The following is a 21,250-nucleotide window of genomic DNA, read 5'->3' as shown; positions in this document are numbered from 1 at the left end:
GGCGGAATCTCCCGGACGGACTAGGCCCGCGGACCGGCCGCGAGTTGTTCGAGTTGGGTGGTGACGTCGTTGGGGGTGGGGGTGGTGAGTACGTCGTGTTGGACGTTGGTGGCGTGGTGTTGGTAGGTGGGGTCGGTGAGGAGTTGGTGCAGGGCGGTCTTGACGGTGTCGGGGGTGAGGGTGTGTGGGTCGAGGTGGATGCCGGCGTGGCGGTTGTGCAGGTGGGTGCCGAGGTCTTTCTCGTCCCACCAGGGGGCGGGGACGGTGAGGCTGGGGATGCCGTGGACGAGGACGTTGCCGAGGGTGCCGAAGCCGCCGTGGTGGATGATGGCGGTGCAGGTGGGGGCGAGTTCGTTGAGGGGGACGAAGTCGACGGCGCGGACGTTGTCGGGCAGGGTGGTGACGGCGGCGAGTTGGTCGGCATTGAGGGTGGCGACGAGTTCGATGTCGAGTTCGGCCAGTGCGGTGAGCAGGTCGGCCACGGAGACCAGGTCACCGCCGAACAGGTCCCGTCCCGACATGCCCAGGGACAGGCAGACCCGTGGCCGGCGTGGCGGATCGTAGATCCACTGCGGAACGCTGGCCGCACCGTTGAACGGTACGAACCGTACCGGCAGGACCGGCAGGCCGAGCGGTAGCTGCATCCACGCCGGGGTGGGGTCGATCGTGACCTGCCCGGTCATCAGCTCCAGCGCGTCCGACGGGTCGAATTCGCAGCCGTAGCGGCCGAGTCGGCCGGTGAGCCAGTCGGCCACCGGGTCGTCGCGCCGGTCGGCGGGCTGCTCGTCGCGCAGCGCCACGAAGTGTCCGTACATCTGGGTGATGTAGTCGATGCCGAACAGCATGCGGGCGTGCGCGGCGCCGCAGGCGCGGGCGGCGACCGCCCCGGAGAAGGTCAACGCGTCCCACACCACCAGGTCGGGCTGCCAGCCACGGGCGAACTCCACCAGGTCGTCCAGCACCGTCTGACCGGCGAAGAACTCGTACTCGACCGCGCACGCGACAGTGAGCGCGCCGAGGGCGTGCTCCCAGGTCGGCTCCTCGCCCGCGGCGACGAGCATGCCACCGCCGTGTGCCCGGAACGTCTGCCCGCGGGGGCCGTGCTCCGACCGGCCCATGCCGAGCGGGTCACCGACCGCCACCGCGGTCAGCCCGGCGTTGGTGATCGCCTCGACCAGGTCCGGTTGGCTGGCCACCCGCACCTCGTGCCCGGCGGCCTGCAGTGCCCACGCCATGGGAACCACGTTGTACAGGTGGGTCTTGACGGCGATGACGGTGACCAGGACACGCATTGCGGTTCACCTGCTTCCGACTGGCTGGGGATCGGCGGCGCGGTGCCGCGCCGCCAGCCGCTCCAGCTGCGGGACCAGCTCGTGCGGGCTCGGCGTGTCCAGAAGCTCGGCGCGGACCTGGGCGGCGTGGTCGGCGATCTGCGGATCGGTGAGCAGGCGGGCGAGCCGGTCGCGCAGCGCGGCCCGGGACAGTTCGTCGTGGTCCAGCAGGAATCCGGCGCCGCGCCCCTGCAGGTGCTGGGCCAGCCGGGCGGCGTCCCACCAGGGCGCCGGGATCACGATCCCGGGTACGCCGTGCGCCAGCACGTTGCCGGTGGTGCCGAACCCGCCGTGGTGGATCACCGCCGAGCAGCTGGGCAGCAACTCGTTGAGCGGGACGAAGTCCACCACCCGGACGTTGTCCGGTAGCCGGTCCACCGAGGCGAGTTGTTCGGCGTTGAGCGTCGCCACCACCTCGACGTCGAAGTCAGCGAGCGCGTCCAGCAGGTCGGACACGGTGGTGAGGTCGCCGCGGGACAGCTGGTCGCCACCGAACAGTTCCCTGCCGGACACCCCGAGTGACAGGCAGACGCGGGGGCGTGCCGGGGGAGCGAGCACCCACCCGGGCACGCTGGTCGGACCGTTGAACGGCACGTAGCGCATGGGCAGGTACGGCAGGTCGAGGGGGAGCCGCATCCAGGCCGGGGTGGGGTCGATCGTCCACTGGCCGGTCATCAGCTCCAGGTCCTGGTGCTGCTCGTAGGAGCAGCCGTAGCGGGCCAGGCGTCCGGCCAGCCAGTCGGAGACCGGGTCGTCCCGGCACTCCGGTGGCTGCCGGTCGAGCATCGCGCGGTAGTCGGCGTACATCCGGAACACGTAGTCCTGCCCGAAGAGGATGCGGGCGTGGGCGGCCCCGCTGACGCGGGCGGCGATCGCCCCGGCGAAGGTCAGCGCGTCCCAGACAACCAGGTCGGGCTGCCAGCCACGGGCGAACTCGACCAGGTCGTCCGTCACGGCCTGGCCGGCCAGGTACTCGTACTCCATGGAGCAGCCGACGGTGAACACGCCGAGGACGTAGTTCCAGGTGAGCTTGACCGGGTCGAGCTCGCTGAGCCCGGTCAGGCGCTGCCACGGTGCGCCGCCGGAGCCGTCGTCCGTACCGCCCTGGAAGGCTGTGACCATGTCGAGTTCGCTGCCGACCGGGACCGCGGTGAGGCCGGTCGCGGCGATGATCTCCGCGAGGTCCGGTTGACTCGCGATCCGAACCTCGTGCCCGGCCGCTTGCAGCGACCAGGCCAACGGGACCAGATTGTAAAAGTGTGGTTTGGCGGCGAACACCGTGAACAGTACGCGCATGAACTGCTCCGCAGCATGTCGAGGGTTGTTCGTGCGTGACGCGTCGGTTCAGGTGCCTGTTCGACGTCGGCCTGAATAACCCTCATTGTTGGGTGCGCTCACCCCGTATCGGGTATTACGGACCGAGCCTAACCGTGAAATGCGATTCTGGTTAACCCCTATCTGCCCCTAGCTGCGTGCGTCGGGTCACGTAGACGTGGATGCCTTCCAGGAGTTGTCGGAGACCGAACTCGAGGTTGGGAATGACGTCGCTGTCCGGGCCGGTGGGTGCGGCCGGGGTGGCGAACGTCCCGGCGGCGAGCAGGCGGGCGAGGGTCGGGAACCGCTCGGCGTCGACGACCGTCGCCAGGGCTTGTTCGTAGCCGAGCCCACCGCCGGTGGGCTCGGCGCCGGCCGGGGCCATGTCGAGGGAGATCCGGGCCATACCCTGGGTGGCGCCGCTGAGGAACAGACTGACCGAGACCATCTCGTCGTAGCCGAGTCCGCTGTCGGCGATCGCGCCGAGCAGGCTCTCGAACCAGGCCAGCTGGTTGGGCCCGATCGGGTAGCTGACCCGGACCTGCAGCATCCACGGATGATGCTGGTACCGGCCCCAGATGGCCTTGACCCAGGTCTCGACCTTCGCCTGCCAACCGCCCGCCACCGCGTCGAGGTCCGGCGGATCACCGGAGGCGACGTCGGTCATCGCGTCGACCAGGTGGGACTTGCTGGGTACGTAGCGGTACAGCGACATCGCGGTGAAGTCCAGCCGCTTGGCGACCTGCTGCATCGAGACCGCGTCGAGCCCTTCCTCGTCGGCGATCTCGATCGCGGTCAGCACGATCTTGTCGACACTCAGCGCCGGCTTGGGGCCGGGGCCGGACCGGGGGGCCCGCGTGTCGCGCCAGAGAAACTCGAAGGAGGGGGCGGCCGCGCCGCCTCTGTTCTGCCCAGATGCCATGCCCACCGCCCGCTCGTTGACGTCCTGTCGGAACCATGTATACCATAAACGCATCAGTTTGACCCCCATACTGTTAGTGTAGGCGCTGTCAGCGTCGATCGACCCGCCGGTGGTGCGCGTCCGTCGCGTCCTGCCGGGCGTTCAACCATTCCTGCCAGCCGTGCCTGACCAAGCAGCAACAGAAGGAGTTCGATGAGCGAGTCAGGAATCCGGATACGTGATCTCCGGAAGAAGTACCAGAAGGTCGAGGTGCTCAAGGGGGTCGACCTCGACGTGCGGCGGGGCACCATGCTCGCGCTGCTCGGCCCGAACGGGGCAGGCAAGACCACCGTCGTCAAGGTGCTGAGCACGCTCAGCCGGCCCACCAGCGGTGAGGTCCTCGTCAACGGCTACGACGTGGTCAAGCAGCGCAACGGCGTACGCAGCTCCATCGGCCTGGTCAGCCAGTTCGTGTCACTGGACTGGATGCACACCGGGCGGGAAAACCTGATCATGATGGGCCGCCTGCACCGGCTGAGCACGGCCAACGCGACGCTCCGCGCCCAGCAGTTGCTGGAGCAGTTCGACCTGGTCGACGCCGCGGACAACCGGGTGAAGACCTACTCCGGCGGGATGAAGCGGCGGCTCGACCTGGCGGCGAGTCTGATCGTCCCGCCGTCGGTGCTGTTCCTCGACGAGCCCACCACCGGCCTCGACCCGCGCAGCCGGGCGACGATGTGGGAGGCGATCAAGCAACTGCTCGCCGGCGGCATCACCATTCTCCTCACCACGCAGTACCTCGAGGAGGCCGACCAGTTGGCGGACCGGATCGCGGTCATCGACGACGGGCGGATCATCGCCGAGGGCACCGCGGCCGAGCTCAAGCAGGGAGTCGGCAAGGAACGGGTGGAACTCGTCCTGGCGAGCATCGACGACTACGCCCGGGCCGTGGAACTGATCGACGGCGAGGGCATCCAGCGCGACGAGGTGACCCGGAGCATCAGCATCTTCATCGACGGTGCCGCGCACGTCAAGCGGTTACTCGACCTGCTGGAGCAGCACGGTTTGGAGATCGACTCGTTGTCGCTGACCAAGCCGACCCTCGACGACGTGTTCTTCGCGCTCACCCACCGCGAGGACGCCACCACCACCGACCACGCAGGAGCGATGCAGTGACGACCGTACCGGCCACCGAAGGCGTGGTCCTGCCGGAGAAGCGATCCAAGCTGTACTGGGCGGTCAGCGACACCCGCGTCCTGATCGGACGGCACGTGCACCACCTGACGCGCAGCCCGGACCAGATCTTCACCGCGATCATGTTGCCGGCGGTGATGCTGTTGATGTTCCGCTTCATGTTCGGCGGAGCCATCGACGTCGGCGCCACCACCTACATCAACTACCTGGTGCCGGGCATCCTCGTCATCGCCGTGACGATGATCTCCGTCTCCACGACGTTGGCCGTACAGTCCGACATGCAGGAAGGCGTGGTCGACCGGTTCCGGGCGATCGCGATGCTGGACTCAGCGGTCCTGACCGGGCACATCGTGGCCGCTGTCATCCGGGGCATGATCGCCCTGGTGGTCATGGTCGGTCTCGGCCTGCTGGTCGGCTTCCGGCCGTCCGCGTCGGTCATCGAGTGGCTGCTGGCGGCGGCCATGCTGCTGCTGTTCGCCTTCTCGTTGGCGTGGGTGTCGGCGGTGCTGGGACTGGTCGCCAAGAGCGTCGACGGTGCCAGCGGACTCGGCCTCATCCTGATGTTCAGCCCGTACGCCAGCACGGCGTTCGTACAGGCCGAGACGCTGCCGGACGGGCTGCGCGCCTTCGTCGAACACCAGCCGGTGACGTTGGTCGTGGACACCGTACGCCAGCTGCTGCTGGGCCGCCCGGTCGGGGACACCGGCTGGCAGGCGGTCCTCTGGTGGGTGGCCATCCTCTGCGTGGCGGCGCCCCTGGCCACCCGGATCTACCGTAAGCGTTTTGCCTGACGGCTTTACCCCCCACGGCGTCGCCCGCCGGCGTTTCCCCCGACGCCGGCGGGCGACGCCCCCCTTGTCCGCCGGGTGCGACAACCGGTGCGGCGCACGGTGCCGGGCCCGACCAGCCCGGTGGGGTGCACGGTGCCGGGCCCGACCAGGTCAGGTCGGGCCCGGCGTTCGACGCGGTGGGCGCTAGACGATGTGCACCTGTGGCACGTACAGAATCCACTGGCCGCCGGCCTCGCGGAAGGCCCTCTCCTTCGCCATGATCTCCTCGGCGTGGTTCCAGGCGAACAGCAGCGCGAAGTCCGGGTACGGGTCGGCGAAGGCCTCCACCGGACGGACCGGGATGTGCGAGCCGGGTGTCAACCTGCCCTGCTTGGCCGGGGTCGTGTCACAGACGAACGGGATCAGATCCGGCCCGATCCCGCAGTAGTTCGCCATCGTGGAGCTCTTGGCGGTGGCTCCGTACCCGACGATCCGCGCCCCGCCGGCGCGCAACTCGTGCAGCAGCGCGACCAGGTCGTCGCGGATACGTTGCACGCGGGCCGCGAACCGCTCCAGGGTGGCCAACTCGGCCAGGCCGCGGGCCTGCTCCGTGCGCAGCGCGTCGGCGACAGCCGGCGACGGCGCACGTCGGCCCGGTCGGGCGATTGTGTACCGGATCTGTCCGCCGTGCACCGGCAGCCGCTCGATGTCGACCAGCTCGAACCCGTACCGGGTGGCGAGCGCGCCGACCGCCCGGACAGTGAAGAAGAAGACGTGTTCGTCGTAGATCTGGTCGAAGCTGGTCCGATCGATGATCTCCCCGAGGTACGGGTCCTCGAAGACGAAGACCCCGTCCGGGGCGAGCAGCAGGCCCAACCCTTCGAAGACCGGTCGCAGGTCGGTGACCCCGCAGATGGTGTTGGCCGCGTACACCACGTCGGCGGTTCCGTCGGTGTCGCGGATCCGTGTCGCGGAGTCCACGTCGAAGAACGCCCGGTGTGCCCGTACGCCGGCCGCTCCCGACGGCTCGACCGCGAGATGCCGTACGCCGGCGTCCCCACAGGTCCGCAGCATCACCCCGTCGTTTGCGCCGATCTCCACGACGAACGGGTCCGCGCCGGTCAGCTCGGTCTCCAGGAACCGGCGGGCGGTCTGCTCGAAGTGCTTGCACATCACCGACGATGCCGCCGAATGGTACGGGTAGCCCTGGTGATGGGCGCGCTCCGGCGGTACCGCGTCGATGAGCTGCACCAGTGTGCACGATTCGCACATGCCGACCGCGAGGCGGAAGAAGTACTCCTGGTCGAGCTCGCCCGGTCGGGGAAAGGCCGACGACAGCGGCTGCCGCTCGAAATCGAAGAATTCCCGGATGGGATGGCTGCAGACCCGACAAGGTGACATACCGCACAGCTCTCCGTGATCGTGGTTGGGGGAACCCGGCTCATCCGCCGGACAGGCTGTGCAGACAAGCGATCAGACTGCGTGCCTCGACGTTGACGTAGTGGCTGTGTTGTAGCAGGTCGACGAGCTGGTGCAGTGGCATCCACCGGAAGTTGGGTTCGTCGAACTGCGGGTCGGCCGGCACCTCCACCACCAGGTAGCGGTTGCGGGCGTGGTAGAACCGGCCGCCCTCCTCGGAGAGCGTGACGTCGTAGCGCACCTGGTCCGGGTGGGCGTCGAGCACGACGTCGAGGAACCGTGGCCGGGCGGCCACCGGGAGGTCCCGGTAGTTGCCGGGGGCGCACTGCACCGTTGGCGCCAACTCGGCCACGTCCTTGTAGCCGGGCTGGACCATCGCCCTGACCAGGGCGTGCAGCACCCCGTCGATGCGGGCGACCAGGAACGCGGCGATCCCCTCCTCACACGGCCTGATCATCGGCTGGCTCCACTGGTCCACCTCCCGCCCCCTGGCGCGGACGTGCACTCCGATGACCTCGAAGAAGCGTCGGCTCTCGTGGCTGATCAGGCCATCCTGGCGGGACCAGCCCGGCAGCCCGCGCAGTGGTACGTCGGTGGTCCACACCTCGGCCCTGGTCCGGACATCGGTCAGCCAGTTGAGGATCTCGCTGGTGGTGTGCCGGCTGCCGTGTTCGACACTGCACGAGCGGACCAGCGACGCGCGGAAGTTGTCGGCCGTGTCCGGGAAGGCGGTCAGCAGGCCGCTGCCGGAGAACGGCAGACAGGCCAGCACCGTGCGGGCGTCCATGTTGATGACGTCGTCGACGGCGAGCAGTTCGTGGACCTGCCCCAGGGTCAGCCAGCAGAACCCGGGAAGCAGCTCGACGTCCTCGGTCACCTCGATGACCATGTTGCGGTTGCGCTTGTGGTAGAACCAGGAGCCCTGCTCGGACTGCCGTACGTCAGCCAGGATGTGGTGCCGTGCCGGTTCGCGGAAGTAGTCCAGGTAGGGCACGGACCGGCCCTGGTGGACGCCGGTGTAGTTGCTCCGGGTCGCCTGGACAGTGGGGGAGAGCTGCAGCCCGTTGCAGTTTCCCGGCTCCACCTTCGCCTGCATCAGGCAGTGCAGCACCCCCCCGAACTTCTTGACCAGGATGCCGAGAATGCCGACCTCCGGCTGGTGGATGATCGGCTGGCTCCACTGTGGCACGGGCCCGTCCGGGACCTGGATGTCCAGCCCGCGGATGGTGTAGAACTTGCCACTGCGGTGGCCGATGTCACCGCTGTCCGGATCGGTGATCCAGCCCTGCATCTCGTCCAGGGGTATCCGTTCGACGTCGGTGTAGGAGTGCTCCCGCAGCGCCGAGAACCAGCTGAAGAAGCCTTCCAGCTGGCCGAACGGGCTGACTCTGGAAAGCACCGACTCGGCGATCTGCGCGGGTGTCGCGGGGTTGTCCCGACCGCGCAGGTCGACAGGATACGTTCGGGGGACGGTCATGGGCTGCTCCTCCAACCGGGGAACCAGGCCGCGGATCAGAGCGTGCGCAGGACCTCGCGCAGCGCGTCGATCACCTTGTCCTGGATGTCCAGGGACAGTGAGGCGTACATCGGTAGTGAGAAGATCTGGTGTGCCAGTTCCTCGGTGACCGGCAACGAGCCGGTCTGGTAGCCGAGGTGGGCGAAGCCGGTCATCGTGTGCACCGGCCACGGGTAGCTGATGTTGAGGTGGATGTCGTACGCCTTGAGCGCCTCGATGATCTGGTCGCGCCGGGGATGCCGGACCACGTACACGTAGTAGACGTGGTCGTTGCCCTGCGCCAACGACGGCAGCACCAGATCGGTGTCGGCGAGCCCTTCGGCGTACCGGCGGGCGACCGCCCGCCGCCGGGCGATGTAGTCGTCGAGACGGCCCAGCTTGCGCCGCAGGATCTCGGCCTGCACCTCGTCGAGGCGACTGTTGTGGCCGGGGACCTGCACGACGTAGTAGCGCTCCCGCATGCCGTAGTAGCGCAGCCGCCGCAGGTTGCCCATCACCTCGTCGTCGGAGGTGATCGTGGCACCACCGTCGCCGTACGCGCCGAGCACCTTCGTCGGGTAGAAGGAGAAGGCCGCCGCGTTGCCCATGCTGCCGGCGAGCCGGCCATGGTGCCGGGCACCGTGCGACTGCGCGCAGTCCTCCAGGATCGTCAACCCGTGCCGGGCCGCCAGAGCCTCCAGCGGCGCCATGTCGACACACTGGCCGTACAGGTGGACCGGCAGCAGACACTTGGTCCGCGGCGTGATGGCGGCGGCCACCTGATCGACGTTCATCAGGTAGTCCTCGCGACGGACGTCGACGAAGACCGGGGTGGCCCCGGTGCCGTCGATCGCCACCACCGTCGGGGCGGCCGTGTTGGACACCGTGATCACCTCGTCGCCGTGACCGACGCCGAGCGCCTGCAACCCGAGCTTGAGGGCATTGGTGCCGTTGTCGACCCCGACACAGTGCGCCGCGCCGTGATAGGCGGCGAACTCCGATTCGAAACCGAGCACGCTCTTGCCGAGGACGAGTTTGCCCGATCGGAACACCTGGTCGACCGCGTCGAGGATGTCCTCGCGCTCGTCCTCGTACTCCGCCAGGTAGTCCCACACCAACGTGGACATAGGGCGTTCCACCCACCTTTGCTTGTCTGGTCAGACCTCAACCGGGCAGCGCGCGATGCCGCGCACGACCGGAGACCTCATACGACGCACGACCTCGCCCGCCGGGCGGAGCCCGGCAGCGTGGGTGGCGAGGGTGCGCAACGCCACCTCGGCGAGTAGCCGTGCGGGTGCGGCGACGAGCGCGCTGCTGGTGCCCGCCGAAAGGGACAGATGGCCCGACGACGCCGGCGGCCGGTCGATGGCGAACCGGTCGGGTTCGGTGAACACGTCGGGGTCGCGGTTGGCGCCATCGACCAGGACGACGACCTGGTCACCAGCCGGCACGGACTGCCCGGCGATCTCGACGGCCTCGGCCGCGATCCGGCTCTCGATCCGTACCGGCGGGTCGTGGCGCAGCGTCTCCTCGACGGCGGCGACGGCCCGGTCGTGGTCGTCACACAGCATCCGCCACTGCCCCGGATCGTCGAGCAGGGCGCACGCCGCCGCGCCGATGAGGTTCGCGGTGATCTCCGCACCCACGACGGCGGTGATCAGTCCGGCGGCCACCGCGTCGTCGGGCGTACCGCCGGCGGTCAGCACCGTACCGATCACGTCGCCGTCGGCCGTACCGTCCGGGACACCGCCGCCGGACCCGGCGGTGCTGCGGGCCTCCACCAGCGCGACGATCAGGTCCCGCAGCTCGTCGAACGACTCGACCAGCGTGCGGGTCATGCCCATCGTCGGTGGACACAGCGCGGCGTCCAACGCGAACCCGGCACCGGGTAGCGTGGCGGCGAACCGGTCCCGCTGCGCCTCGGGCACGCCGAGCAGGTCACTGAGGACGTCGGCGACCGCCACCCGGGCGAAGTCGCGCATCAGGTCGAACCGGTCGCCGGACCGCTTGACCGCGTCACGGAACACCCGGGTCACGTCGTCACGTCGCCGCTGCATGGCCTGCGGCCCGATCGCTGCGGCGGTGAGGGCGGCCAGCCGGTCCTGGTCGGCGCGTTCCGGGCTGCAGACGCCGTCGTCGACCGAGAGCACATGCTTGAGGCTGGTGCGCGAGTCGATCGAGAAGATCCGCTTGCGGCGCCGGTCGGCCGACCGGTCGCGTAGCTTCAGCCGCGGGTCGGCCAGGACCGCCGCGCCGGCGGCGTGGTCCACGGTGACCCAGACGTCTGTCTCGCTCTGGCGTAGCGCCGGGGCGCCGCGCAACGCCGGGAACAGTCGGCGCGGGTCGATTCCCTGGGCGCGCAGGATCAACGCGTACGGGTCGCCGCGGTTGCCGCGCATCCACTGGATGCCACGGGCGGCGAGCAGGTGGCGGGCGAGATCGCTCTCGCTGACCTTCCGGGGGTCGATCTGGTGTCTGGTCACAGTGGTCACCACGCCTGGGGGATCTGGCTGACCATCGGCGGGAAGATCCGGTCCAGCTCGGCGAGCAGGTTGTCGTCGAGTTCGAGTTTCAGCGCGTGGATGGCCGCGTCCAGATGGGCCATCGTGCGTGGCCCGGTGACCACCGCGGTGACTCCGGGTCGGTGCAGCAACCACGCCTGGGCCAGCTCCGCCGGGTCGAATCCGGCTCGTGCACAGATACTTTCGTACGCGGCGATGTCCGCCCGCCGTGTTTCGATCGCGACCATCGCCCGGCCCTGTGCCGTCTTGACCGCGGTGCCGTCGGCGAGCTTGCGCAGCCCGCCGCCGAGCAGCCCGCCGTGCAGCGGGGAACAGGCCAGCACCCCGATCTGGTACGCCTGGGCGGCCGGCACGATCTCCAGCTCGGGTTGCCGATTCACCAGGTTGTACAGGCACTGCTCGGACACCAGGCCGAGGTTGTTCCGGGCCCGGGCACGTTCCTGCCCGGCGGCCAGGCTCCATCCGGTGAAGTTCGACGAGCCGACGTAGCGGACCTTGCCCTGCTGGACGAGCAGCTCCATCGCCTGCCACACCTCTTCCCAGGAGGCGTGCGGATCGGCGTGGTGCATCTGGTACACGTCGATCCAGTCGGTCCTCAGCCGCCGTAGCGAGTCGTCGCAGGCGGCGATGATGTGGCGCATCGACAGGCCGCGGTCGTTGGGCCAGTCGCTCATCGAGTTGCACACCTTGCTGCCGAGCACCACCTTCTCGCGCCGCCCGCCGCCCTTGGCGAACCAGTCGCCGATGATCTCCTCGGTCAGTCCCCGGTGTACCTGCCAGCCGTAGTGGTTCGCGGTGTCGAAGAAGTTGATTCCCTGACTCAGCGCCGCGTCCATGAGGTCGTACGCCTCGTCGACACTGGTGCGGACACCGAAGTTGAGTGTGCCGAGGCACAACGGGCTCACCGACAACGCGGTCCGGCCGAGCCTTACGTAGTCCATCCCACACCTCTGTCGTCGGGCTTGCGCGAGCATCACCGTCGCCGAATCCGCCGGCGCTGTCGTGGACAGCACCATCAAGGCGACATCTGTCTACGTCGCCGCACACCCCTACCGTCAACCCCTTACGGGTCGCACCGGTGACCGGGGCGGCTAGGGGCTGTGCCGTCGCCGGGTGGTCGACACACTGGCGACGCAGCCTTCTCGTCTTACTGAGCCGCTGCACGGACAGCGTCCTGGCTGTCCACCGAGAACCGCAGGACGGAGACCGTGATGACCACTGCACTGATCATCGGCGGCGGTGTGGCAGGACCGATCAGCGCGATCGCGCTGGCGAAGGCCGGCATCAAACCGGTCGTGTACGAGGCGTACGACCGGACCGCCGACGGCATCGGGGCGAACCTTGTGCTCGCCGTCAACGGGTACCACGCTCTGCTGCAACTTGGAGTCGACCACCTCGCCGCCGGGTTCGACATCCCCATGTACCGCTACCACCTGGGAAGCGGCCGGGTACTGGCCGAGGTGCCCAACGGCAACCCGCTGCCGGACGGCACCGTGGCCCGGGCCATCACCCGGTCCGATCTGTACAACGCGCTGCGCGGCGAGGCGATCGGGCGCGGCATCCAGATCGAGTTCGGCAGGCGACTGACCGACGCCAAGGTCACCGCCGACGGTGTCGTCGCGTACTTCTCCGACGGCAGTGAGGCCCGGGGCGACCTGCTGATCGGCGCGGACGGCGCGCACTCGGTGGTCCGCCGCCTGATCAACGGCGGCGACGTGCCGCTGCGGTTCGGCGGCATGGTCACCACCAGCGGGTACGCCCGAGGTGTCGACGTCCCCGGCGAACCGGGCACCGAGTTCATGTACCTCGGCAAGCGCAGCTTCTTCTGCTACATCCACCACACCAACGGCGACATCTGGTGGTACGCCGCGCCGACCTGGCCGGAGGAGCCCACCAAGGAGACGCTGTCGGCGCTCGCCCCGCAGCAGTGGCGTGCCCAGCTGCTCGACATGTTCGCCGCCGACGACAGCGCCGCGATCGACATCATCAACGCCACCGAGGAGATCACCCCACCCCGGCCGATCTACGACCTGCCGACCGTGCCGACCTGGCGCAACGAGCGGATGGTGATCATCGGCGACGCCTGCCACGCGGTGTCGCCGTCCGGCGGACAGGGCGTGTCGATGGCAATCGAGGACGCGGTCGAACTCGGCCGCTGCCTGCGCGACGTGCCGAACACCGCCGACGCGCTCGCGCGCTACGAGCAGATCCGCCGGCCCCGGGTGGAGAAGGTCGTCGAGTTCGGTCGGGAGGCGAGCCGGTCCATCGCGGTCAACGGACGCGTCGGGCGGGTCTTCCGGGACCTGTTCCTGCCGATCGCGTTCAACCAGAAGGCCGCGGAGAAGGACCTGGAACACATGAGCTGGCTGTACGGGCACCGGATCGACTGGGACGCCCCGGTCGGCGCCGGCAGCTAGACCGACCACCGACCTCCACGATCGACCACCGTACCGGTTGGGAACCTCGATGCGCGTGATGTTCGCGGTCTATGGGGCGAAGACGCACTTCTACAACATGGTGCCGCTGGCGTGGGCGTTGCGGGCGGCCGGCCATGAGGTGTGTGTCGCGACCCAGCCGGAGATCCTGGACGCCGTCGCCCGTACCGGGTTGCCGGTGGCGGCGGTGGGTGACGAGACCGTCGAGGTCGAGCCGGCCGAGGCGGCCGCCCGCGGCGACCACGTCACCAGCGCCGGTACCTGGCAGAGCATCAACGCGGGCATGACCGAGACCCGGGCCGACCAGCTCACCTGGGAGTACGTCCTCGGTGCCTTCACCGTCGGCTGCTCCCTGCACTACGAACACCTCACCGGGAACCGGTCGATGCTCGACGGGCTGGTCGACTTCGCCCGCCACTGGCAGCCCGACCTGGTGATCTGGGACGCGCTCAGCTACGTCGGCCCGATCGCGGCCCGGGCGTGCGGCGCGGCGCACGCCCGGATGCTCTTCGGCCTGGACCACATCGGCCGGATGTATCTGCGCTACGCCGAGCTGCTCGCCCAGCAGCCGCCGGAACGCCGGGACGACCTGGTCGGCGACTGGCTGGTCAGCCGGCTGTCCCGGTTCGGCTGCGAGCTGGAGCCGGGTACCGCCGGTGAGCTGATGACCGGCCAGTGGACGATCGATCCGACGCCGTCGTGGATGCGGTTCCCGGTCGATCTGCCCTATCTGCCGGTGCGCTACGTGCCGTACAACGGTCCGACCACGGCCCCGTCGTGGGTGTACGAGCCGCCACGACGGCCCCGGGTGTGCCTGACCCTCGGCATGACCGCCCGGGAGAGCCTGGGTGGTGATCTGTTCGCCATCGACGAGCTGATCGAGGCGGTCGCGAGCCTCGACGTCGAGCTGATCGCCACGCTGGACACCGCCCAGCTGGACTCGGTCGGCACCCTGCCGGACAACGTGCGGGTGGTCGACTTCGTCCCGCTGAACGAACTGCTACCGACCTGCTCGGTCATCATCCACCACGGAGGATTCGGCACCCTGGGCAACGCCCTGGTGCACGGCGTCCGGAACCTCATCGTGCCGGGCCGCTACTGGGACGAGATGGGGTTCGGCGAGCACCTGGAAACCCAGGGTGCCGGCCTGTACGTGGACCCCTACCGGCTCGCCGGTGACGGGTTGAAAAGCAAGCTCTCGGTCGACGCGCTGCGTAACCGGGTCGACCGGCTACTCACCGACGTGACCTTCACCCGCAACGCCGGCCGGCTCCGCGACGACCTGCGGGCCACCCCCAGCCCGCACGACATCGTGCCGGAGCTGGAACGGCTGACCGCCCGGCACCGGCCGGATCGACGGAGAGGATTACCGTGGCAAGGAACTACTGGGCAGGCAAGAACGTCGTCGTCACCGGTGGGCTCGGCCTGATCGGCTCGCACTTCGCGGAGGAACTCGTCGCCGCCGGCGCCACCGTGACCCTGCCGTACCGGCGGGACAACCGGCGGGTGCTGCGTCAACTGCCGGCCGATGTGCGGCCGGTGCGACTCGATCTGCACGACGAGGCGCAACTGGCGGAGCTGTTCGCCGGGCTGTCCGGGCCGGTCGACGCGGTCGTCCACTGCGCGGTGGTGTCCGGGCCGATGGACGTCCGCCTGGACCGGCCCGCGCACATCCTCGACGCCAACATGCGCTCGGTGTCCAACGTGCTCAACTGTGCTCGCCGGAGCACCGTCGCCGATGTCGTGCTGATCAGCTCCAGCGACATCTACCTGTCGCCGACGAGGGACCCGATCCCTGAGGAGGACGACTTCCGGCAGCGGATGAACTACTCCCGCGACGGCTACTACCTGTCCAAGAACTACGCCGAGATCCTCGCCGAGGCGTACCGGGCGGAGTACGGAATGAACATCTTCCTGCCCCGGCTCACCAGCGTGTACGGCCCGCGGGACAACTTCGAGCCGGACACCGACCGGGTGGTACCCAGCATGTTCGCCAAGGTCCTCGCAGGTCAGGAGATCGAGATCTGGGGCGACGGCAGCCAGACCAGGACCTACATGTACGCCGCCGATCTGGTCCGGGCGATTCTCGGCATGGTCGAGGTGAACAAGTACCACACGATGAACATCGGCACGACCGAAACGGTCTCGGTGCTCGAACTCGCCCGGACGATCTGCGCCGCGCTCGGCCGGCCGGAACGGATCCGCACCGACCTGAGCCGCTCCGGCGGCCGGCCCAGCCGGACCCTCGACGTCACCAAGCTCAACGAGATCATCGACTTCACTCCGAGGTCGCTGCGGGAAGGGCTGGACCAGACGGTCGACTGGTACCGCACCGTGTACGCGGCCGCCTGACCGTCCGCTCCATCGAACGCAACAGGAGAAGGCAATGCGTGTCCTGGTGACCACCTCCGCCGTCAACTCGCACCTGTACAACCTCGTGCCGACCGCCTGGGCGCTGCGCGCGGCGGGCCACGAGGTGTGCGTCGCCACTCAGCCCAATCTCATCGAGGAGACCAAGCGGACCGGTCTGACCGCGGTGGCGGTGGGCGAGGAGCTGCCGACCGCCCGTGGCAACCTGGACACCTCGGACACCCCGTACGGGCTCGGCGTCGACATCACCGAGACCGACCCGGCCACGCTCACCCTGCCGTACGTGCGGGAGGTGTTCCGGGCGTACACCTCGGTGGTCTGTGAGTACATGGCGGGCGACTCGATGCTGTCCGACCTGGTGGACTTCGCCCGGGTCTGGCGGCCGGACCTGGTGTTGTGGGACGCCCACAACTACGCCGCGCCGGTGATGGCCCGGGCGGCGGACCTGCCGCACGTACGCATCATCCCCGCACCCGACCACTGGGCCCGAATGCGGGCGATCTTCCTCGACCTGGTCCGCGACGATCCGGCGGCGGCCGCCGACGACCCGCTGGCCGACTACCTCGGCGGCAAGCTGGCCCGCTACGGCCGCGAGTTCGACGAGGAGATGGTGGTCGGCCAGGCCACCCTGGAGCCGATTCCCACCTGCCTGCGGGTGCGCGCCGACGTCGACTACCGGCCAGTGCGGCACGTTCCCTACAGCGGGCCGAGTGTGATCCCCGCCTGGTTGCGCCGCAAGCCCAAGCGGCGGCGGGTGTGCCTCACGCTGGGCCAGACCCGGCGCGCGCTCGGCCCGGCCGAATCCGACGACAGCGGTGCCGCCGGTCTGCTCTCCGCGATCGCCGACCTCGATGTCGAGGTGATCGCCACCCTCAACGCCAGCCAGATCCCACCGGGCACGCCGATCCCGGACAACGTGCGGCTGTTCGACTACGTCCCGCTCAACGCGCTGCTGCCGACCTGCGCGGCGGTGGTTCATCTCGGTGGCATGGGTACGGTCAACGCCGCTGTCGTGCACGGCGTACCGCAGGTGGGAATGCCCGGGAACATCTGGGGCGAGGCCGGCATCATGCGCGAGATGGCGGCCCGGGGCGCGGCGCTGGTCGCCGAACCCGGCAATCTCGTGGCCCAGCTCGCCAGAGTGCTCGACGAACCGTCGTTCACCGACGCCGCCACGCAGTTGCGCAAGGAGATGCTCGCCACGCCCAGCCCGCGCGACATCGTGCCCGACGTCGAGGAGATCGCCGGGGCACGGGCGAAGGGAGACGGCGATGGCCGCCGATGATTCGCGGTTGCTCGACTATCTGCGTCGCGCCACCGCCGAGCTCAAGGAGACGCGTCGGCGGCTGGACGCGGCCGAGCAGCGGGACCGGGAACCGATCGCGATCGTGGGGATGGCGTGCCGGTTCCCCGGTGGGGTGGTCTCGCCGGAGGGGTTGTGGGATCTGGTGGTGGGTGAGGGGGATGCGACTGGTGAGTTTCCGGTGGACCGGGGGTGGGACACGGAGGCGTTGTTCGATCCTCGGCCGGGTCGGGTGGGGCGGTCGTATGTGCGTCGTGGTGGGTTCCTGTATGACGCGGCGGGGTTCGATGCGGGGTTCTTCGGGGTGGGTCCGCGTGAGGCGCGGGAGATGGATCCGCAGCAGCGGTTGTTTCTTGAGGTGTCGTGGGAGGCGTTGCGGCGGGCGGGGGTGGAGCCGGCGTCGTTGGCGGGTAGTCGTACCGGTGTCTACGCCGGGGTGATGCACCACGACTACCCCGAAAGCAGCGGGCTGGGCAGCGCGGTCTCCGGTCGGGTGGCGTACCACCTGGGTCTGGAGGGGCCGGCGGTCGCGGTGGACACGGCGTGTTCGTCGTCGTTGGTGGCGTTGCATCTGGCGGTCAACGCGTTGCGTTCGGGTGAGTGCGAGCTGGCCCTGGCCGGCGGGGTGACGGTGATGTCCACCCCGGAGGTCTTCGTCGACTTCAGTCGGCAGCGTGGGTTGGCGCCGGACGGGCGGTGCAAACCGTTCTCCGACGACGCCGACGGCACCGGCTGGGCCGAGGGGGTCGGCGTCCTCGCCGTCGAACGGCTCTGCGACGCCCAGCGCAACGGTCGACGGATCCTCGCGGTGGTGCGCGGCAGCGCGACCGGTTCGGACGGTGCCAGCAGCGGGATGTCCGCGCCCAACGGTCCGGCGCAGCAGCGGGTGATCCGGCAGGCGTTGACGGCGGCGGGGTTGTCGACGGTGGACGTCGATGTGGTGGAGGCGCACGGTACGGGCACCCGGTTGGGGGATCCGATCGAGGCGCAGGCGTTGCTGGCGACGTACGGGCGGGGTCGGGACGCGGATCGTCCGTTGTGGTTGGGGTCGTTGAAGTCGAACATCGGTCATGCGCAGGCGGCGGCGGGTGTGGGTGGTGTGATCAAGATGGTGATGGCGTTGCGGGCGGGGGTGTTGCCGCGGTCGTTGCATGTGTCGGAGCCGTCATCGCATGTGGACTGGTCGTCGGGTGGGGTGCGGCTGTTGACCATGGCGCGGCCGTGGCCGGACAGGGGTGGGCCGCGTCGGGCCGGGGTGTCGTCGTTCGGCTTCAGCGGCACCAACGCCCACGTGATCCTGGAACAGGCGCCCGACAGCCCCGCCGACACCGCTGCGGTGGCCACCCGCGAGTTCCAGCATGAACGCTTCTGGCGGCTCCCGCTGACCGACACCCTCGCCGCGGCCGGCCTCACCGGCGCCGGACATCCCATGATCGGGGCACTCGTCGAATCCCCCGACTCCGGCGAGATCCATCTCACCGGCCGCCTCAGCGTCGACGCGCAACCCTGGCTGGCCGACCACGTGGTGCACGGTCGGGTCCTGGTGCCCGGCACCGCCTTCGTCGAGCTCGCCATCCGGGCCGGTGACCAGGCGGGAACCAGCGGAATCGACGAGCTGATCTGCGAACGTCCGCTGGTGCTGCCTGAGCACGGCACGGTCGCCGTCCACGTCGTCGTCCGGGCCCTCGACGAGTCCGGCCGGCGCCCCGTCGCGGTGTACTCCCGTACCGACGCGGCCGACCAGCCATGGCAGCGCCACGCCAGCGGCCTGCTCGGCGCTGCCAACCTGGCCGCAACCGGGCCGCGGGCTCCGTGGCCGCCGGCCGGCGCCAGCACCGTGCCCGTCGACGAGCTGTACGACGAACTCGCCGACCTCGGCTACGAGTACGGGCCGGCGTTCCGCGCGACACGTGCCGCGTGGCGTCGTGACGACGAGGTGTTCGCCGAGGTCGCCGTGCCCGAACACGAGCACACCGACGCGACCCGGTTCGGGATCCACCCCGCCCTGCTCGACAGCGCCCTGCACGCGGCGATAGCCGGTGAGCGGGGTGCGCCCGGCGACGGCCACGCCTGGCTGCCGTTCGCCTGGACCAACGTCGCGTTGCACACGGCGGGGGCGGCCGCAGCGCAGGCCCGGGTACGGCACCTGGCCGACGGTTCCCTGTCCGTCACCCTCACCGCCGCCGACGGCGAACCGGTGCTCACCGTCGGCTCGCTGCTCGCCCGGCCCACGTCGGTCGACACCGCCGAAGTGGACTCCACGACCGGGGCCCTGTACCGCATCGGCTGGGACCGTCTCACGCTCGACGCCGCGACCGCACCGCCCGCGGTGACCGTCGGAGGGCCCGCGACCGGACCGGTCGACGCGTCCGGGACGGCGGTGCACGTCACCGACCTGGCGGCGCTGTCGGCCGCACTGGACGACGGTCGACCGGTACCACAGGTCGTGCTGCGCTACGCCGATGCGCCGGCGGTGCCCGACGTGCCAGCCGCTGTCCGCGAGCTGATCCACCAGGTGCTCACCGACCTGCGCACCTGGCTCGCCGACGAGCGGTTCGCCGCCTCCCGGCTCGCGGTCGTGACCCGCGAAGCGGCCATGGTCGAACCGGCAACGGCAACGGCTGCTGCTGCGGCCGCCGACACGGACCTGGACATGGTGGCCGCTCCACTCTGGGGCCTGGTCCGGGCCGCCGCCGCCGAACATCCCGGACGGTTCTGCCTGGTCGACGTCGACGACACCACGACCATGGCGGAGGTCGCCGCCGCAGCGAGCGCCGGCGAACCCGAGGTGGCGCTGCGCTCCGGTGCGGCGTGGGTACCTCGCCTGCGCCGGGTGGAAGTGCCCACCGGGCACGGGCGCCAGCCGGCGTTCGGCGCCGGCACCGTCCTGGTCACCGGAGGTACCGGAGGGCTCGGCGCCCTGCTGGCCCGGCACCTGGTCACCGAACATGGCGTACGCCGGTTGCTGCTGGCCAGTCGACGCGGACCTGCGGCCGCGGGTGCCCAGCAGCTGCGGGCCGACCTCACCGCGCTCGGCGCGCAGGTACGGCTGGTCGCCTGTGACACCGCCGATCGGGATGAGCTCGCCACCCTGCTCGCCAGTGTTCCCGACGCGCACCCGCTGAGCGCGGTGGTGCACGCCGCCGGAGTCGCCGACGGCGGGCTGATCGTCACCCAACGACCCGACCAGGTCGACGTGGTCCTACGCCCCAAAGTAGATGCCGCGTGGCACCTGCACGAACTGACCCGTGACCGCGAGCTGGCCGCGTTCGTCCTGTTCTCCTCCGCCGGCGGCCTGGTCCTGCCGGCGGGGCAGAGCGGCTATGCCGCCGCCAACGTCTTCCTCGACGCCCTCGCCGCCCACCGGCGGGCCACCGGCCTTTCCGCGTTGGCGTTGGCCTGGGGAGCCTGGGCGGGTCCGGCCGGCATGGCGGGCGGCCTCGACGAGCCGGCCCGCCAACGGCTGGACCGACTCGGGGTGCCCGCGTTGCCAGTGGACCGGGCGCTCGCCCTGTTCGACGCCGCGCTGCGCGGTGCCGAGCCGTGCCTGGCGCCGCTGCGGATCGATCCGGTCGCGCTGCGCGAGCAGGCAGCCGACGACCTGCCCGCCCTGCTGCGCGGCGTCGCCGGCCCGACCCGGCGGGTCAGTCGCAGCACGACTCCCGCAGCCGGATCCGGGCCGACGCTACGGCTGCACCACCTGCCGCCCGCGCAACGCGACGAGCAATTGCTCGCTCTGGTCACCCGGCACGTCGCCACCGCACTCGGGCACGATCGGCCGGACGCGGTGGACCCGCACCGCGCCTTCCAGGACATGGGCTTCGACTCGCTCGCCGCGGTCGAACTGCGCAACGCCCTGGCGGCGGCGACCGGGCTGTCACTGGCGGCGTCACTGGTCTTCGACCAGCCGACCGCCGTCGCCGTCGCCCGGCACCTGGCCCAGCAGTTGGAGACGTCCACGGACCCGGTGAAACCACTGCTGGACGAGGTCGACCGGCTGGCGACCACGCTGACGGCGGCCAGCGGGACCGTCAGCGACCGGGAGGCGGTCACCGACCGGTTGGAGGCGCTGCTGCGCAGTTGGCGTGCCAGCGGGGCGGCCGGCCAGCCGGCGGCACCGGACCTGGGTACCGCCAGCGACGAGGAGCTGTTCGCCGCGCTCGACACCGAGTTCGGCGTGACTGGACGGGGGTGAG

Annotated in this window: 15 protein-coding genes; 7 read left to right on the top strand and 8 right to left on the bottom strand. The window is 70.0% G+C overall.

Annotation, left to right across the window (positions count from 1 at the left end; genetic code table 11):
* Positions 1-20: 20 nt before the first annotated feature.
* The 3 genes from O7543_RS12485 to O7543_RS12475 form a co-directional block, all read right to left on the bottom strand.
* The gene (locus O7543_RS12485) at positions 21-1,292 is read right to left on the bottom strand and encodes an activator-dependent family glycosyltransferase (RefSeq protein ID WP_281553670.1); all 1,272 of its coding nucleotides are present in this window, start codon (positions 1,290-1,292) and stop codon (positions 21-23) included.
* Between the two features lie 6 nt (positions 1,293-1,298).
* The gene (locus tag O7543_RS12480) at positions 1,299-2,627 is read right to left on the bottom strand and encodes an activator-dependent family glycosyltransferase (protein WP_281553671.1); all 1,329 of its coding nucleotides are present in this window, start codon (positions 2,625-2,627) and stop codon (positions 1,299-1,301) included.
* A 151-nt stretch (positions 2,628-2,778) separates the two neighbouring features.
* The gene (locus O7543_RS12475; RefSeq protein WP_281553672.1) at positions 2,779-3,567 is read right to left on the bottom strand and encodes a TetR/AcrR family transcriptional regulator; all 789 of its coding nucleotides are present in this window, start codon (positions 3,565-3,567) and stop codon (positions 2,779-2,781) included.
* Between the two features lie 192 nt (positions 3,568-3,759).
* Here O7543_RS12475 and O7543_RS12470 point away from each other — a divergent pair, with 192 nt between their 5' ends.
* Together O7543_RS12470 and O7543_RS12465 are read left to right on the top strand one after the other, a co-directional pair.
* The gene (locus O7543_RS12470; protein ID WP_281553673.1) at positions 3,760-4,722 is read left to right on the top strand and encodes an ATP-binding cassette domain-containing protein; all 963 of its coding nucleotides are present in this window, start codon (positions 3,760-3,762) and stop codon (positions 4,720-4,722) included.
* The gene (locus O7543_RS12465; protein WP_281553674.1) at positions 4,719-5,531 is read left to right on the top strand and encodes an ABC transporter permease; all 813 of its coding nucleotides are present in this window, start codon (positions 4,719-4,721) and stop codon (positions 5,529-5,531) included. The genes O7543_RS12470 and O7543_RS12465 overlap by 4 nt, the downstream gene beginning before the upstream one ends.
* A 183-nt stretch (positions 5,532-5,714) precedes the next feature.
* On the opposite strand, the gene O7543_RS12460 is transcribed toward O7543_RS12465, so the two are convergent.
* The 5 genes from O7543_RS12460 to O7543_RS12440 are packed head-to-tail and all read right to left on the bottom strand — an operon-like array spanning position 5,715 to position 11,887.
* Positions 5,715-6,911 (bottom strand): class I SAM-dependent methyltransferase, encoded by a 1,197-nt coding sequence (locus O7543_RS12460; protein ID WP_281553675.1) that lies wholly within the window; start codon positions 6,909-6,911, stop codon positions 5,715-5,717.
* A gap of 40 nt (positions 6,912-6,951) precedes the next feature.
* Complete coding sequence (locus O7543_RS12455) at positions 6,952-8,406, bottom strand: NDP-hexose 2,3-dehydratase family protein (RefSeq protein WP_281553676.1); 1,455 nt, start codon at positions 8,404-8,406, stop codon at positions 6,952-6,954.
* A 35-nt stretch (positions 8,407-8,441) separates the two neighbouring features.
* The gene (locus O7543_RS12450; RefSeq protein ID WP_281553677.1) at positions 8,442-9,551 is read right to left on the bottom strand and encodes a DegT/DnrJ/EryC1/StrS family aminotransferase; all 1,110 of its coding nucleotides are present in this window, start codon (positions 9,549-9,551) and stop codon (positions 8,442-8,444) included.
* 30 nt (positions 9,552-9,581) lie between these two features.
* Positions 9,582-10,907 (bottom strand): P450-derived glycosyltransferase activator, encoded by a 1,326-nt coding sequence (locus O7543_RS12445; protein WP_281553678.1) that lies wholly within the window; start codon positions 10,905-10,907, stop codon positions 9,582-9,584.
* Between the two features lie 5 nt (positions 10,908-10,912).
* Positions 10,913-11,887: an aldo/keto reductase gene (locus O7543_RS12440; protein ID WP_281553679.1), complete on the bottom strand. Its 975-nt coding sequence runs from the start codon at positions 11,885-11,887 to the stop codon at positions 10,913-10,915.
* 270 nt (positions 11,888-12,157) lie between these two features.
* Here O7543_RS12440 and O7543_RS12435 point away from each other — a divergent pair, with 270 nt between their 5' ends.
* Genes O7543_RS12435 through O7543_RS12415 form a run of 5 tightly spaced genes read left to right on the top strand, consistent with a single transcriptional unit; the run spans position 12,158 to position 21,249 of the window.
* On the top strand, positions 12,158-13,363 hold the full coding sequence (locus O7543_RS12435; RefSeq protein ID WP_281553680.1) for an NAD(P)/FAD-dependent oxidoreductase: 1,206 nt from the start codon (positions 12,158-12,160) through the stop codon (positions 13,361-13,363).
* A gap of 49 nt (positions 13,364-13,412) precedes the next feature.
* Entirely contained in the window at positions 13,413-14,810 is a 1,398-nt protein-coding gene (locus tag O7543_RS12430) for an activator-dependent family glycosyltransferase (protein WP_281553681.1), read from the top strand.
* Entirely contained in the window at positions 14,753-15,733 is a 981-nt protein-coding gene (locus O7543_RS12425) for an SDR family NAD(P)-dependent oxidoreductase (protein WP_281553682.1), read from the top strand. The genes O7543_RS12430 and O7543_RS12425 overlap by 58 nt, the downstream gene beginning before the upstream one ends.
* A gap of 34 nt (positions 15,734-15,767) precedes the next feature.
* Entirely contained in the window at positions 15,768-17,036 is a 1,269-nt protein-coding gene (locus O7543_RS12420; protein WP_281553683.1) for an activator-dependent family glycosyltransferase, read from the top strand.
* Complete coding sequence (locus tag O7543_RS12415) at positions 17,023-21,249, top strand: SDR family NAD(P)-dependent oxidoreductase (protein ID WP_281553684.1); 4,227 nt, start codon at positions 17,023-17,025, stop codon at positions 21,247-21,249. The genes O7543_RS12420 and O7543_RS12415 overlap by 14 nt, the downstream gene beginning before the upstream one ends.
* The last annotated feature ends 1 nt before the right edge of the window (position 21,250 follow it).

Origin of the sequence: Solwaraspora sp. WMMA2080 (assembly GCF_027497395.1) — a bacterium.
Classification (GTDB): Bacteria; Actinomycetota; Actinomycetes; order Mycobacteriales; family Micromonosporaceae; genus Micromonospora_E.
Note: the sequence above shows the minus strand (reverse complement) of the source record. Positions and strands in the feature narration are given on the sequence as shown.

Excerpts from the sequence above, each read along its gene's own strand:
- O7543_RS12485 (WP_281553670.1), bottom strand. The coding sequence starts at position 1,292 with ATGCGTGTCCTGGTCACCGTCATCGCCGTCAAGACCCACCTGTACAAC.
- O7543_RS12480 (WP_281553671.1), bottom strand. The coding sequence starts at position 2,627 with ATGCGCGTACTGTTCACGGTGTTCGCCGCCAAACCACACTTTTACAAT.
- O7543_RS12475 (WP_281553672.1), bottom strand. The coding sequence starts at position 3,567 with ATGGCATCTGGGCAGAACAGAGGCGGCGCGGCCGCCCCCTCCTTCGAG.
- O7543_RS12470 (WP_281553673.1), top strand. The coding sequence starts at position 3,760 with ATGAGCGAGTCAGGAATCCGGATACGTGATCTCCGGAAGAAGTACCAG.
- O7543_RS12460 (WP_281553675.1), bottom strand. The coding sequence starts at position 6,911 with ATGTCACCTTGTCGGGTCTGCAGCCATCCCATCCGGGAATTCTTCGAT.
- O7543_RS12455 (WP_281553676.1), bottom strand. The coding sequence starts at position 8,406 with ATGACCGTCCCCCGAACGTATCCTGTCGACCTGCGCGGTCGGGACAAC.
- O7543_RS12450 (WP_281553677.1), bottom strand. The coding sequence starts at position 9,551 with ATGTCCACGTTGGTGTGGGACTACCTGGCGGAGTACGAGGACGAGCGC.
- O7543_RS12440 (WP_281553679.1), bottom strand. The coding sequence starts at position 11,887 with ATGGACTACGTAAGGCTCGGCCGGACCGCGTTGTCGGTGAGCCCGTTG.
- O7543_RS12435 (WP_281553680.1), top strand. The coding sequence starts at position 12,158 with ATGACCACTGCACTGATCATCGGCGGCGGTGTGGCAGGACCGATCAGC.
- O7543_RS12430 (WP_281553681.1), top strand. The coding sequence starts at position 13,413 with ATGCGCGTGATGTTCGCGGTCTATGGGGCGAAGACGCACTTCTACAAC.
- O7543_RS12420 (WP_281553683.1), top strand. The coding sequence starts at position 15,768 with ATGCGTGTCCTGGTGACCACCTCCGCCGTCAACTCGCACCTGTACAAC.
- O7543_RS12415 (WP_281553684.1), top strand. The coding sequence starts at position 17,023 with ATGGCCGCCGATGATTCGCGGTTGCTCGACTATCTGCGTCGCGCCACC.